This window comes from Halomonas sp. SL1 (assembly GCF_003030865.2).
Taxonomy (GTDB): domain Bacteria; phylum Pseudomonadota; class Gammaproteobacteria; order Pseudomonadales; family Halomonadaceae; genus Halomonas; species Halomonas halophila.
In genome coordinates this window covers 25,482-39,170 of sequence record NZ_PYUQ02000010.1, presented here as the reverse complement: position 1 = coordinate 39,170, position 13,689 = coordinate 25,482, and the positions used below count along the sequence as shown (strand labels likewise).

Here is a 13,689-nt window from a genome sequence, read left to right as displayed (position 1 = left end):
GGGTGGTTAGCTCAGCTGGGAGAGCACCAGCCTTACAAGCTGGGGGTCACAGGTTCGATCCCTGTACCACCCACCACTGTCAAAGACAGTGGCCGATTGCATCGCAGAAACGAGTGCGGACCGGTAGTTCAGTTGGTTAGAATGCCGGCCTGTCACGCCGGAGGTCGCGGGTTCGAGTCCCGTCCGGTCCGCCAGCGTTTTCTGTACCGCATCATCACTTGCGGACCGGTAGTTCAGTTGGTTAGAATGCCGGCCTGTCACGCCGGAGGTCGCGGGTTCGAGTCCCGTCCGGTCCGCCACGATGACGCACAATCTAAGCAGTACCGCGTGGGCGATTAGCTCAGTTGGTTAGAGCACCAGCCTCACATGCTGGGGGTCACTGGTTCGAGTCCAGTATCGCCCACCACGCGGACCGGTAGTTCAGTTGGTTAGAATGCCGGCCTGTCACGCCGGAGGTCGCGGGTTCGAGTCCCGTCCGGTCCGCCATCTGCTCAGAATTCCAAAGCCCCGTGGCTCACGCCACGGGGCTTTTCTGTTGTCTGGAACCTGGTTTTTTCGTTCGAATGCCTCGGGCTTTTCCTGGCGAATGCCGAGGCGGCTTTTGCGCTGCCCGCGGGACTGTCATACAGTTGTTTTAATTTTCTGTCGACGCTCCGAGGTGGCTCGAACGTGGCTGACTTTCCGCATCTGTTTCGCCCCATCGAACTGGGCCCGCTGCGCCTGCCCAACCGGGTGGTGATGGGCTCGATGCATACCAACCTGGAGGAAATGCCCGGCGGTTTCTCGCGCCTGGCCGCCTTCTATGCCGAGCGTGCCCGGGCCGGCGTATCGCTGATCGTCGGCGGCGGCATCGCGCCCAACGCGGAGGGTGCCGTGTTCGACGGCGGCGCCACCCTGGAGCGCCCGGAGCAGGTGGCCGAGCACCGGCGCCTGGTCGAGGCGGTGCATGCCGAGGGCGGTCGCATCTGCCTGCAGATCCTGCACGCCGGCCGCTACGCCTACACCGATGCGCCGGTGGCGCCCTCGGCGATCCGCGCGCCGATCAACCCTCGCCCGCCTCGTGCCCTGAGCGCGGCGGAGATCGAGCGCACCCTGGACGACTACGTGCGCTGCGCACGCCTGGCCCGGGAGGCCGGCTACGATGGCGTGGAGGTGATGGGCTCCGAGGGCTACCTGATCAACCAGTTCGTCTGCCGGGGGACCAATCATCGAGAGGACGAGTGGGGCGGTCGCTTCGTCAACCGCATCCGCTTCCCGGTGGAGGCAGTGCGGCGCATCCGCGAGGCCCTGGGGGCCGAGGCCCTGATCCTGTTCCGGCTGTCGATGATCGACCTGGTGGAGGAGGGCAGTACCCATGACGAGGTGGTCGCCCTGGGGCGCGCGGTGGCCGAGGCCGGCGCCGATGCGATCGACGGCGGCATCGGCTGGCACGAGGCGCGGGTGCCGACCATCGTCACCAGCGTGCCGCGGGCGCTGTTCGCCGAGGTGTCGCGGCGCATGCGCGACGCGCTGCCGGTGCCGCTGATCGCCACCAACCGCATCAACATGCCCGAGGTCGCCGAGCGATTGCTGGCCGAGGGACATGCCGACCTGATCTCCATGGCGCGTCCCTTCCTGGCCGATCCGGCCTGGGTGACCAAGGCCCGGGAGGGACGGGTCGACGAGATCAATACCTGCATCGCCTGCAACCAGGCCTGTCTCGATCACACCTTCCAGGGCAAGCCGACCTCGTGCCTGGTCAACCCGAGGGCCGGCCATGAGACCGAGCTTGCCATCGTGCCGGCGGCGTCGATGAAGCGCGTCGCGGTGGTGGGCGGCGGTCCCGCCGGGCTCGCCGCGGCGGTCACCGCCGCCGAACGCGGTCATGCGGTGACGCTGTTCGAGCGTCAGGCCGAGCTGGGCGGCCAGTTCAATCATGCCCGGCAGATTCCCGGCAAGGAGGAGTTCGACGAGACGCTGCGTTATTTCCGCACCATGCTGGAGAAGCGTGGTGTCAGCGTGCGGCTCGCGACCGACCCCGGGCTCCACGAGCTGCGTGGCTTCGACGAGGTGGTGCTGGCCACCGGCGTTCGGCCGCGGGCCCTCGAGCTGCCGGGCATCGATCATCCCAAGGTGGTGTCCTACCCGCTGGCCATCCAGCATCCCGAGCGGGTGGGCGCACGGGTGGCGATCATCGGTGCCGGCGGCATCGGCTTCGACGTGGCGGAGCTGCTGACCCATGCCGGCCATCCCGCCCTGGACGCCGACGCCTGGTGCGACGAGTGGGGGGTGGACCTGACGGTGACCGCGCCGGGAGGACTGCGCGCGGCCGAGCGGCCGCCGGTGCCGCGGACGGTGACCCTGCTGCAGCGCAAGACGTCGAAGCCCGGTGCCGGGCTCGGCGTCACCACCGGCTGGGTGCATCGCGCCTCGTTGCGCCATCGCGGCGTGGAGATGCTGGCCGGCTGCGAGTACGTCGGCATCGACGACACCGGCTTGCATGTCCGCGTCGAGGGCGAGCCGCGCCTGCTCGAGGTCGACAGCGTGGTGATCTGCGCCGGTCAGGAATCGGTGCGCGACCTGCTCGAGCCGCTGGGCGAGGCGGGCGTTTCGGTCCACGTCATCGGCGGCGCCGACCGGGCCGCCGAGCTCGATGCCAAGCGCGCGATCGACCAGGGCGTGCGGCTGGCTGCCACGCTCTAGAGGAGGGAATGAGCCGCGTTCGTTGAAAATCTGCACGCCCCGGGATGAACCGCTTCGGCTTCGCGGGCTCATAGGAAGTGTAGCCCTGCGTTGAAGATTTCGGGCGTCATCGTCCGGTCGCGCTGACTACGCTGAAGCTACCGACCCGGCCGAGAGGGCCAGGATTGCCAGGCCGGAGCCCCGGGCTTTAAGGAGGCATCGATGAGCATCTTCGATCATGTGCAGAACCGCTTCGAACGCACCCTGCAGGAGGAAATGAGCCTGCAGGAGTACCTGGAACTCTGCCGTGAGGACCCCTCGGCCTATGCCAGTGCGGCCGAACGAATGCTGGAGGCCATCGGCGAGCCCGAGGTGATCGACACGGCCAAGGACCCTCGTCTGTCGCGTATCTTCTCCAACAAGGTCATCCGTCGCTATCCGGCCTTTTCCGAGTTCTACGGCATGGAAGAGGCGATCGAGCAGATCGTCGCCTACTTCCGCCATGCCGCCCAGGGGCTCGAGGAGAAGAAGCAGATCCTCTACCTGCTCGGCCCGGTCGGTGGCGGCAAGTCATCGCTGGCCGAGCGGCTCAAGCTGCTGATGGAGCATGTGCCTTTCTATGCCATCAAGGGCTCGCCGGTGCAGGAGTCGCCGCTGGCGCTGTTCTCGCCGGAGCATGACGGCGAGCTGCTCGAGAAGGAATACGGCATCCCGCCGCGCTGCCTGAAGAGCGTGATGTCGCCCTGGGCCGCCAAGCGCCTCAAGGAGGCCGGTGGCGACATCAGCCAGTTCCGGGTGGTGCGGCTCTATCCGTCGCGGCTGAATCAGATCGCCATCGCCAAGACCGAGCCCGGCGACGAGAACAACCAGGACATCTCCTCGCTGGTCGGCAAGGTGGACATCCGTCAGCTCGAGCTCTACTCCCAGGACGATCCGGATGCCTACAGCTTCTCCGGCGGCCTGTGCCGGGCCAACCAGGGCCTGATGGAGTTCGTCGAGATGTTCAAGGCGCCGATCAAGGTGCTGCATCCGCTGCTGACCGCCACCCAAGAGGGCAACTACAACCCCACCGAGGGCATGGGCGCGATCCCGTTCGACGGCATCGTGCTGGCGCACTCCAACGAGAGCGAGTGGCAGGCCTTCCGCAACAACCGCAACAACGAGGCCTTCCTCGACCGGGTCTATATCGTCAAGGTGCCCTACTGCCTGCGGGTGACCGAAGAGATCAACATCTACAAGAAGCTGCTCGAGCACTCCTCGCTCAACGAGGCGCCCTGTGCGCCGGACACCCTGCGCATGCTGGCCCAGTTCTCGGTGCTCTCGCGGCTCAAGGAGCCGGAGAACTCCAGCGTCTATTCCAAGATGCGGGTCTATGACGGCGAGAACCTCAAGGACACCGATCCCAAGGCCAAGTCGATCCAGGAGTACCGCGACGCCGCCGGCGTCGACGAGGGCATGGACGGGCTGTCCACGCGCTTCGCCTTCAAGATCCTGTCCAAGGTGTTCAACTTCGACAACCACGAGGTGGCGGCCAACCCGGTGCACCTGCTCTACGTGCTCGAACAGCGTCTCGAGCAGGAGCAGCTGCCCAAGGAAACCTTCGAGCGCTATCTGCGCTTCATCAAGGAGTTCCTGGCTCCGCGCTACGTGGACTTCATCGGCAAGGAGATCCAGACCGCCTATCTCGAGTCCTACTCCGAGTACGGTCAGAACATCTTCGACCGCTACGTCACCTACGCCGACTTCTGGATCCAGGATCAGGAGTACCGCGATCCGGAGACCGGCGAGCTGTTCGACCGCCAGTCGCTCAACGAGGAGCTGGAGAAGATCGAGAAGCCGGCGGGCATCTCCAATCCCAAGGACTTCCGCCACGAGGTGGTCAACTTCGTGCTGCGGGCCCGGGCCCAGAACAACGGCATGAACCCGAGCTGGCAGTCCTACGAGAAGCTGCGCGGGGTGATCGAGCACAAGATGTTCGCCAACACCGAGGAGCTGCTGCCGGTCATCTCCTTCAACGCCAAGGCCTCCACCGCGGACCAGAAGAAGCACGAGGATTTCGTGGCCCGCATGGTCGACCGCGGCTACACCGAGAAGCAGGTGCGCCTGCTCTCCGAGTGGTATCTGCGGGTACGCAAGTCGCAGTAGCCGTCGAGGGCCGCACGGGGCGCCGAGGCATGGCGCTCCGTGAGGACGCAGGGCAGCCCAGGAGGTCCGCATGACCTACTTCATCGACCGCCGTGCCAATGCCAGGCACAAGAGTGCGGTCAATCGTCAGCGCTTCCTCGATCGCTATCGCACCCATATCAAGCGGTCCGTCGAGGAGGCGGTCAATCGCCGCTCCATCACCGACATGGAGCGCGGGGAGAAGGTGTCGATTCCCGCCCGGGACATCTCCGAGCCGGTGTTCCAGCACGGGTCCGGCGGCAAGCGCTCGATCATCGCCCCCGGCAACAAGGAGTTCGTCGAGGGCGATCGTCTGCGTCGCCCCGGCGGGGGAGGCGGCGGCGGATCCGGCGAGGGCAGCGCCTCCAACCAGGGCGAGGGCATGGACGAGTTCGCCTTCACCCTGTCCCGCGAGGAGTTCCTGGACTTCGTGTTCGACGGCCTGGAGCTGCCGCATCTGGAGCGCAAGAACCTGGTCGACCTCGACGAGGTGCGCCCGGTGCGGGCCGGCTTCACCCGTGACGGGGTGCCGGCCCGTATCAACATCGTGCGCTCGATGCGCGAGGCTCATGCCCGGCGCATCGCCATGCGCGGGCCGATTCGCCGGGCCCTGCGCGAGGCCCAGGAGGCGCTGGAGGCCGAGGAACGCAAGGATCCGGTGCTGCGCAATCCGGCGCGCATCGCCGAGCTCAAGGCCGAGGTCGAGCGGCTCGAGAAGCGTCTCGAGGCGGTGCCGTTCATCGATACCTATGACCTGCGCTACAACAATCTGGTCAACCAGCCCCAGCCGTCGAGCAAGGCGGTGATGTTCTGCGTGATGGACGTCTCGGGCTCCATGACCCAGGCCCACAAGGACATCGCCAAGCGCTTCTTCCTGCTGCTCTACCTGTTCCTGGAACGCAACTACGAGAAGGTCGAGCTGGTCTTCGTGCGCCACCACACCGCCGCCAAGGAGGTCGACGAGGAGGAGTTCTTCTATTCCCGGGAGACCGGCGGCACCATCGTCTCCAGCGCCCTGACCCTGGTCGACGAGATCATCACCGACCGCTACCCGCCGACCCAGTGGAACCTCTACGTGGCCCAGGCCTCCGACGGCGACAACTGGGACGACGACTCCCTGACCTGTCGCGATCAGCTGGCCAATACCCTGATGCCGCGGCTGCAGTACTTCACCTACGTGGAGATCACGCCGCACGCGCATCAGGCCCTGTGGGAAGAGTACGAGAAGGTCGAGGCCGAGTATCCCGAGCGCTTCGCCATGCGGCAGATCGTCGAGGCCGGCGACATCTATCCGGTGTTCCGCGAGCTGTTCCGGCGCCGCACGGTCCAGTCCTGAGGCGAGGCCAAGGAGGCAGCATGACCGAACGCAAGCCCATCGCCAGCGGCTCCGACTGGAACTTCGAGGTCCTGGAGCGGTTCGAGACGGAGATCGCCCGGCTGGCCGACGAGTATCGGCTGGACACCTACCCCAATCAGATCGAGATCATCACCACCGAGCAGATGATGGATGCCTACGCCAGCGTGGGCATGCCGGTGGGCTATCATCACTGGTCCTTCGGCAAGCAGTTCCTGGCCGTGGAGCAGGCCTACCGGCGTGGCCAGATGGGGCTGGCCTACGAGCTGGTCATCAACTCCGATCCCTGCATCGCCTACCTGATGGAGGAGAACACCCTGATGATGCAGGTGCTGGTGATGGCCCACGCCTGCTACGGCCACAACTCCTTCTTCAAGGGCAACTACCTGTTCCGCACCTGGACCGACGCCGGTTCCATCGTCGATTACCTGCTGTTCGCCCGGCGCTACCTCGCCGAGTGCGAGGGGCGTCACGGCGTGACCGCGGTCGAGCAGCTGCTCGACGCCTGCCATGCCCTGCAGAACTACGGCGTGGACCGCTACAAGCGGCCCTCGCCTATCTCCGCCGAGGAGGAGGCGCGTCGCCAGCAGGAGCGCTCCGACTACCTGCAGGCCCAGGTCAACACCCTGTGGAGCACCATTCCCGGGCGGCCGAGCGAGGAGGGGCATCAGGAGGACGGTGATGCGGAGGATCCGCTCGGCCTGCACGCCGGCGGGCGCTACCCTCCCGAGCCTCAGGAGAATCTGCTCTACTTCATCGAGAAGAATGCGCCGCTGCTGGCGCCCTGGCAGCGGGAGGTGGTGCGCATCGTGCGCAAGCTCGCCCAGTACTTCTATCCCCAGCGCCAGACCCAGGTGATGAACGAGGGCTGGGCGACCTTCTGGCACTACACCCTGATGAATCGCCTCTACGACGACGGCCTGGTGGACGAGGGGCTGATCCTGGAGTTCCTGCAGTCCCATACCTCGGTGGTCCATCAGCCGGCCTTCGACAGCCCCCACTACAGCGGCATCAATCCCTACGCCCTGGGCTTCGCCATGTTCACCGACCTGCGGCGGATCTGTGAGCATCCCACCGACGAGGATCGGCGCTGGTTCCCCGAGATCGCCGGCAGCGACTGGCTCGAGACGCTGCACTTCGCCATGCGCAACTTCAAGGACGAGTCCTTCATCCAGCAGTACCTGTCGCCCAAGGTGATTCGCGACCTCAAGCTGTTCATGGTGCTCGACGACGACCGTGACGAGATGCTCGAGGTCACCGCCATCCATGACGACCGTGGCTATCAGCGCATCCGTGATGGCCTGGCCGTGCAGTATGCGCTCTCGGTGCGCGAGCCCAACATCCAGGTCTGGTCGGCGGACATCCGCGGTGACCGCTCGTTGACGCTGCGCCACGTGCAGGACAACCGTCGCCCGCTGGCGCGCAGCGTCTATCCGGTGATGCGCCACCTGCACCAGCTGTGGGGTTTCCCGGTGAAGCTCGAGTCTCTGGAGGACGACGAGGTGGTGCGTCGCTATCACTGGCCGCTGCCGGAGGACGAGCAGAAGGATGCCTGAGGCAGGCCCGAACCCGGCTCAGGCGTGATCCGGCCCGCCCCCTCGGGGCGGGCCGCTGGTGCTTGGGGTGGGCCGGTTGGAGGCGAGATGGGCGGTGGTCAGGCCTGGGCGGTCCAGGACTGGCACCAGCCGCCCGGGGCGACGCTGTTCTGCGGGAACAGCTGGCAGCCTTGGGTATCGGCCTGGTAGAACATGCAGTTGGCGCAGGTCTCGCCTTCGGCGTAGGCCGGATGATCGCTGGCGTCGGCGGCGATCTCGACGTAGTTCAGGGCCTTGGCCTGGTCGCTCTCGGGGGCCAGCGGTGGCAGATCCTGGGCGAAGCTGCGCGTCGACAGCGCGCCGATACCCAGTGGCAGGGCGGCGAGGCCCAGCAGGCTGTGGCGCATGAAGTCGCGACGGCTGGGGTTGGCCATGAGGGTTCCTCCTGAGGGTCACGGTTGATGTCACGCTCGGCGGCCGGTGAGCCGGCTCTTGGCGTCTCGTTCCCGCCGTGTGGCGCGCGTGCGGCAGGCGGGATCGGCTCATTCAGCGTAGCCGAGCCCGGGAAGGGCGACGAGCGCTCGGGAAGTGCCGGGGCCCCCGTCGGGCGAGGACGCTGTTATACTCGCCGCCGTGAACCGCTATTCGAGGGAGATTGTCCCATGCAGAATGCCGTCATCCTGATCAACACCGAGAAGGGGCAGGTCAAGTCCGTGGCCGAGCGTCTGGCCGAGGTGGAAGGCATCAGCGAGGTCTTCTCCACCTGCGGGCGCTACGACCTGGTCGCCATCGCCCGGACCCGCGACTTCGAGGGGCTGGCGGAGCTGGTGACCGGGCGTCTCAACGACGTCGAGGGCATCCGCGAGACCGAGACCCTCAATGCCCTGCAGGTGCACTCGCGCCACGATCTCGAGACCATGTTCGCGCTGGGCTGGTAAGGCCCGCCGGTGCTGCAACGCCTCCTTCGCCTGCCTTCATGGCGCGGCTCGCTGCGCCGCCTGGGCATCGCCGCGCTGTTCGCGGCGGTGGGCAGCGGGCTGTGGTACATGGAAGAGCGCGAGGTGCGCGAGCGCCTCAGCTGGATGGGCGTGCCGACCTGGGAGCGGCTGACGCCGCTGAGCGTTCATCGCGTGCTGCGCAACGACGGCTTCCTGGTGGGCTGGTCGGACGTGCGGGTCAGCCCGCTGTGGGCCAGCTACGTGCTGTACGCCGATCGCGTGGCGGAGGTCGGCGATCGCCCGGGATTCCGTCGCGACTGGCGAACACTCTGGCCCGTCACCCCGGACAGCTATCTGCGTAGCGGCTATGACCGCGGCCATCTGGCGCCCAACTATGCCATCGCCCGGGTGCATGGTCCGTCCGCCCAGCATGATACCTTCCTGATGAGCAACATGGCGCCTCAGCGACCGGATCTGAACCGCCGGCTCTGGCAGCGCCTGGAAGAAGTCGTGATCGACCGCTTCGTGCCGCAGTATGGCACCCTGCAGGTCATTACCGGGCCGATCTTCGCATCGGAGTTCACTCAGGGCATGTTGAATCGGGTTGGCCTGGTGGAGGTGCCCGTGGCCTTCTACAAGATCCTGGTGGTGCCGGGGGAGCATCCTCGTGCGCTGGCCTTCGTGATGCCGCAGAGCGTGCGTGGCGACGAGCCGCTGGATCGCTTCGTGGTCAGCATCGATCGCATCGAGACGCTGACCGGGCTGGATTTCTTCCCGGATCTCCCCGAAGCCGTCGAGCGCGAGCTGGAAGGGCGGGTGGATACCCGAGGCTGGGGGCTCGAGGCGGTCGCCGATCTGCCGGGACGCTTCGACTGAGCGAGGCGAGCCGTCATCGATGGCGCAGCAGGGGAGCGGGCAGAGAGGATGAGTGCATCGTCGGTTTCCGGCGGCCAGAAACGCAAAAAAACCGCAACGTGTGCGGCCGGAGATAATAAGACGATATAGCGATGTGGGGGTTCGAGGATATGGCCTCGAAGTACGGCTCTTGTCTGCATAACGCGAAATGGTGCCCAGGAGAGGACTTGAACCTCCACGTCCGTAAGGACACTAGCACCTGAAGCTAGCGCGTCTACCAATTCCGCCACCTGGGCGCGTCATGCATATTCGTCGTGTTCCGAGCCATCGCTTGAGCGATGAATGGTGCCCAGGAGAGGACTTGAACCTCCACGTCCGTAAGGACACTAGCACCTGAAGCTAGCGCGTCTACCAATTCCGCCACCTGGGCGAAACACGAGCGAATCGAGCTTTTAAAGAGCGTGATACCTGACGATGCTGCTGACAGTGTATCGAATTGGTGCCCAGAAGAGGACTTGAACCTCCACGTCCGTAAGGACACTAGCACCTGAAGCTAGCGCGTCTACCAATTCCGCCATCTGGGCAAGTGGCGCGTATATTACCGTAAATTTTCGGTGATGCAACCCCTGGTGTGTCGGCAGGTGGCTTTTTTTGCGTCTCCGGTCCCTTTATCGGCCGGCACATGGTTGGGTGCGCCCTTGCGCAACGCTATACTGCCGCCATGACAAGAGACCCCTATTGCATCACTGCATGCCCGCGGCGCGTGAGCGCCACCCTCCTTACGTCGTCCCCGACCCTGCCAAGGATGCTCTCCGCATGAATCACTGGACGCTCAGCGACGATCTGCACGCCAGCCGCGAGGCCCACAAGTACGACAAGCCGGCGCCCAGCCGCGAATACCTGCTGGCGCGGCTCGAGGAATACGGCAAGCCGATCACCCACGAGGCCATGAGCGAGATGCTGGGCCTCGAGGACGAGGATCTGCAGGAGGCCGTGCGCCGCCGGCTGTCGGCCATGGAGCGCGACGGCCAGGTGCTGCGCAATCGCCGCGGCGCCTATGCGCTGATCGACAAGCTCGACCTGATCAAGGGCCGGGTGCTCGGCCACCGCGATGGCATCGGCTTCCTGCTGCGCGATGACGGCAAGAAGCCTGACCTGGTGCTGCCGCCGCGCCAGATGCGCCGCGTGTTCCATAACGACCACGTGCTGGTGCGCATCAGCGGCCGCGACCGCCGCGGCCGCGACGAGGCCACCATCGTCGAGGTGCTGGCGCGCAATACCCAGAACATCGTCGGCGTCTATCGCGAGAACACTCCCGAGTTCGGCGTGCTGATTCCCGAGAATCCGCGCATCGCCCAGGAAATCATCATTCCGCATAACGCCAACGGCGGCGCCCGCGACGGCCAGGTGATCTCGGCCGATATCGTCAAGCAGCCGGCCACCCGCGTGCAGCCGGTGGGCCATGTCACCGAGGTGATGGGCGAGCGGATGGATCCGGGGATGGAGATCGACATCGCCATCCGCAGCTACGAGATCCCGTCCGAGTTTCCGCCGGAGGTGCAGGACCAGATCGCCGGCATGTCCGCCGAGGTGGCCGAGGACGACAAGGCGCACCGCGTCGACCTGCGCCACCTGCCGCTGGTGACCATCGACGACGAGTCCGCCCGCGACTTCGACGACGCCGTCTGCGCCTGGCAGACCAAGTCCGGCAGCTGGAAGCTGCTGGTGGCCATCGCCGACGTCTCCCACTACGTGCGTCCTGGCAGCCCCCTGGATCAGGAGGCGATCAGCCGCGGCAACTCGGTGTATTTCCCGGGTCAGGTCGTGCCGATGCTGCCGGAGCTGCTGTCCAACGGCCTGTGCTCGCTGAACCCGGACGTCGACCGCCTGGCGATGGTCTGCGAGATGAACATCTCCCAGAAGGGCGCCATCAGCCGCTATCGTTTCTACGAGGCGGTGTTCCGTTCCCACGCACGCCTGACCTACAACAAGGTCGCCTCGATCCTCGACGACGAGGACGAGCAGGGCGACGCGCTGCGTGAGCAGTACAGCGAGCTGGTCAAGCCGCTGAAAGACCTGCACTCCCTCTACAAGGTGCTGCGCGGTGCCCGCGACGAGCGCGGCGCCATCGACTTCGAGACCACCGAGACGGCGATCGTCTTCAACGACGAGCGCAAGATCGAGAAGATCGTGCCGCGTTCGCGCAACGACGCCCACAAGATCATCGAGGAGTGCATGCTGGCGGCCAACGTCGCCACCGCGCGCTTCCTCGACAAGCACGACCTGCCGGCGCTGTATCGCATCCACGAGCGGCCCTCGCCGGAGCGCCTCGACAAGCTGCGGCTGTTCCTCAACGAGCTGGGCCTGTCGCTGCCCGGTGGCGACGAGCCCACGCCCCAGGACTACCAGACCCTGGCCGAGACCATCCGCGGCCGCGAGGACGCCGACATCATCCAGACGGTGATGCTGCGCTCCATGAGCCAGGCGGTCTACTCGCCCCAGAACGAGGGGCACTTTGGCCTGGCCTATCCGGCCTATGCCCACTTCACCTCGCCGATCCGTCGCTACCCCGACCTGCTCGTGCACCGGGCGATCCGCTCGGTGATCCGCGGGCCGCGCCAGACCGCGACCGTGCTGCGCGAGGAGGGCGCACCGGTGGAGCCGCCGAGCAAGTGGTGCCCCTATACCTTCGAGCAGATGCTCGAACTGGGCGAGCACTGCTCGATGACCGAGCGGCGCGCCGATGACGCCACCCGCGACGTCGAGAGCTGGCTGAAGTGCGAGTTCATGTCCGACAAGCTCGGCGAGGTCTACAGCGGCACCATCGCCTCGGTGACCCAGTTCGGCATCTTCGTGCGCCTCGACGAGTTCTTCGTCGAGGGCCTGGTGCACGTCACCTCGCTGCCCTCCGACTACTACCACTACGAGGCCGAGAAGCATCGCCTCAAGGGCGAGCGCAGCGGCATGAGCTATCGCCTCGGCGACGGCGTTTCGGTGCAGGTGGCGCGGGTCGACCTGGACGATCGCAAGATCGACTTCGAGCTGGCCGACGACCAGCCCAGGCCGCAGCGCAAGGCCCGCAAGCCGCGTGGCCAGCAGGGCAAGGGCGGGGGCAAGGGCGACGCCCAGGGGCAGTCCTCGGGCGACGGCGAGAAGAGCGGCGGCAACAAGCGTCGCCGCCGCGGCCCGCGTCGTCGCTGAGGCCGATGCCGGGATGTCGAGAAGAACCGAGATGTCGATGAAAGCGAAGAACAAGCCCGCGCCGCGCCGCGGGCCCAAGATGCCGAACGGCCTGGATGCCGTCTACGGCGTGCACGCGGTGCGGGCGCTGCTCGATCGGGGAGAAGCCCCGCGCGAGCTTTGGCTGCAGGTAGGGGAGGTCGGTGGCCGTCTCGCCGAGCTGGTCGATCAGGCTCGGGCACGCGGCGCCCGGGTCAGTGCCCATCCCCGCGACGACCTGGATCGCCTCGCCCAGGGGGCCGCCCATCAAGGCATCGTGGCCTTCTGCCCGCCGCTGGCCTTCGAGGCCGAAGCCGCGCTGTGGCATCGCCTCCAGGGCTGGTCGAACGCCGAGGCGCCGCTGCTGCTGGTGCTCGACGGGGTGACCGACGTGCACAACTTCGGCGCCTGCCTGCGCAGCGCCGACGCCGCCGGTGCCCACGGCGTGGTGGTGCCCAAGGACAAGTCGGCGCCGCTCAACGCCACGGTGCGCAAGGTGGCCTGTGGCGCCGCCGAGAGCGTGCCGGTCTATCAGGTCACTAACCTGGCTCGTGCGCTGGGCAAGCTCAAGGCGCTCGGCGTGTGGATCACCGGCACCGCCGGCGAGGCCGAGGCGAGCCTGTTCGAGGCCGATCTGGCCGGGCCCACGGCGCTGGTGATGGGCGCCGAGGGCAAGGGCATGCGCCGGCTGACCCGCGAGGCCTGCGACCAGCTGGTCAAGCTGCCCATGGCCGGCAGCGTCTCGAGCCTCAACGTTTCGGTGGCCACCGGCATCGGCCTGTTCGAGGCGGTCCGGCAAAGAAGCTTGAAGCCATAAGCTTAAAGAGCGGTGCTTCGCACCTGGAAGAACGCCCGCTTCGCGGGCTTGAGCCGGAAGCTTGAAGACAATCCTTGACCCCATGATGGCGGAGTTCATGCTGTCTTCCAGCTTCCAGCTTCCAGCTTCCAGCTTCCAGCTTCCAGC

At 66.4% G+C, this 13,689-nt stretch carries 9 protein-coding genes and 8 tRNA genes; 13 read left to right on the top strand and 4 right to left on the bottom strand.

Features of this window, described 5'->3' with window-relative positions; all coding sequences use genetic code 11:
- The 9 genes from C9J49_RS03905 to C9J49_RS03865 all read left to right on the top strand — a co-directional run bounded on the left by C9J49_RS03905 (window position 1) and on the right by C9J49_RS03865 (window position 7,734).
- Window positions 1–76: transfer RNA gene (locus C9J49_RS03905), tRNA-Val, on the top strand.
- Window positions 77–117: 41 nt separating this feature from the next.
- Window positions 118–194, top strand: a tRNA-Asp gene (locus tag C9J49_RS03900).
- A gap of 28 nt (window positions 195–222) precedes the next feature.
- Window positions 223–299, top strand: a tRNA-Asp gene (locus C9J49_RS03895).
- Between the two features lie 30 nt (window positions 300–329).
- Window positions 330–406, top strand: a tRNA-Val gene (locus C9J49_RS03890).
- Window positions 407–409: 3 nt separating this feature from the next.
- Window positions 410–486 (top strand) — tRNA-Asp (locus C9J49_RS03885).
- Window positions 487–738: 252 nt separating this feature from the next.
- Window positions 739–2,682: an NADPH-dependent 2,4-dienoyl-CoA reductase gene (locus C9J49_RS03880; RefSeq protein WP_246124764.1), complete on the top strand. Its 1,944-nt coding sequence runs from the start codon at window positions 739–741 to the stop codon at window positions 2,680–2,682.
- A 201-nt stretch (window positions 2,683–2,883) separates the two neighbouring features.
- Window positions 2,884–4,806, top strand: a complete 1,923-nt coding sequence (locus C9J49_RS03875; RefSeq protein ID WP_016853659.1) for a PrkA family serine protein kinase — start codon at window positions 2,884–2,886, stop codon at window positions 4,804–4,806.
- 70 nt (window positions 4,807–4,876) lie between these two features.
- A complete protein-coding gene (locus tag C9J49_RS03870) occupies window positions 4,877–6,160 on the top strand; it encodes a YeaH/YhbH family protein (RefSeq protein WP_035597439.1) in 1,284 nt (427 codons plus the stop codon).
- Between the two features lie 20 nt (window positions 6,161–6,180).
- Window positions 6,181–7,734 (top strand): SpoVR family protein, encoded by a 1,554-nt coding sequence (locus C9J49_RS03865; protein ID WP_107181946.1) that lies wholly within the window; start codon window positions 6,181–6,183, stop codon window positions 7,732–7,734.
- 98 nt (window positions 7,735–7,832) lie between these two features.
- Here C9J49_RS03865 and C9J49_RS03860 read toward each other — a convergent pair whose 3' ends face one another.
- Entirely contained in the window at window positions 7,833–8,147 is a 315-nt protein-coding gene (locus C9J49_RS03860) for a high-potential iron-sulfur protein (protein WP_107181945.1), read from the bottom strand.
- A 228-nt stretch (window positions 8,148–8,375) separates the two neighbouring features.
- On the opposite strand from C9J49_RS03860, the gene C9J49_RS03855 reads away from it, so the two are divergent.
- Both C9J49_RS03855 and C9J49_RS03850 read left to right on the top strand, forming a co-directional pair.
- Window positions 8,376–8,651, top strand: a complete 276-nt coding sequence (locus C9J49_RS03855) for an Lrp/AsnC family transcriptional regulator (protein ID WP_016853663.1) — start codon at window positions 8,376–8,378, stop codon at window positions 8,649–8,651.
- Window positions 8,652–8,702: 51 nt separating this feature from the next.
- Window positions 8,703–9,527, top strand: a complete 825-nt coding sequence (locus C9J49_RS03850; RefSeq protein ID WP_046078433.1) for a DNA/RNA non-specific endonuclease — start codon at window positions 8,703–8,705, stop codon at window positions 9,525–9,527.
- A 188-nt stretch (window positions 9,528–9,715) separates the two neighbouring features.
- On the opposite strand, the gene C9J49_RS03845 is transcribed toward C9J49_RS03850, so the two are convergent.
- The 3 genes from C9J49_RS03845 to C9J49_RS03835 all read right to left on the bottom strand — a co-directional run bounded on the left by C9J49_RS03845 (window position 9,716) and on the right by C9J49_RS03835 (window position 10,090).
- Window positions 9,716–9,802, bottom strand: a tRNA-Leu gene (locus C9J49_RS03845).
- A 47-nt stretch (window positions 9,803–9,849) separates the two neighbouring features.
- A tRNA-Leu gene (locus tag C9J49_RS03840) sits at window positions 9,850–9,936 on the bottom strand.
- Window positions 9,937–10,003: 67 nt separating this feature from the next.
- Window positions 10,004–10,090 (bottom strand) — tRNA-Leu (locus C9J49_RS03835).
- A gap of 232 nt (window positions 10,091–10,322) precedes the next feature.
- Here C9J49_RS03835 and rnr point away from each other — a divergent pair.
- Window positions 10,323–12,707: a ribonuclease R gene (rnr, locus tag C9J49_RS03830; protein ID WP_107181944.1), complete on the top strand. Its 2,385-nt coding sequence runs from the start codon at window positions 10,323–10,325 to the stop codon at window positions 12,705–12,707.
- A 37-nt stretch (window positions 12,708–12,744) separates the two neighbouring features.
- A complete protein-coding gene (gene rlmB, locus C9J49_RS03825; RefSeq protein WP_107181943.1) occupies window positions 12,745–13,542 on the top strand; it encodes a 23S rRNA (guanosine(2251)-2'-O)-methyltransferase RlmB in 798 nt (265 codons plus the stop codon).
- The last annotated feature ends 147 nt before the right edge of the window (window positions 13,543–13,689 follow it).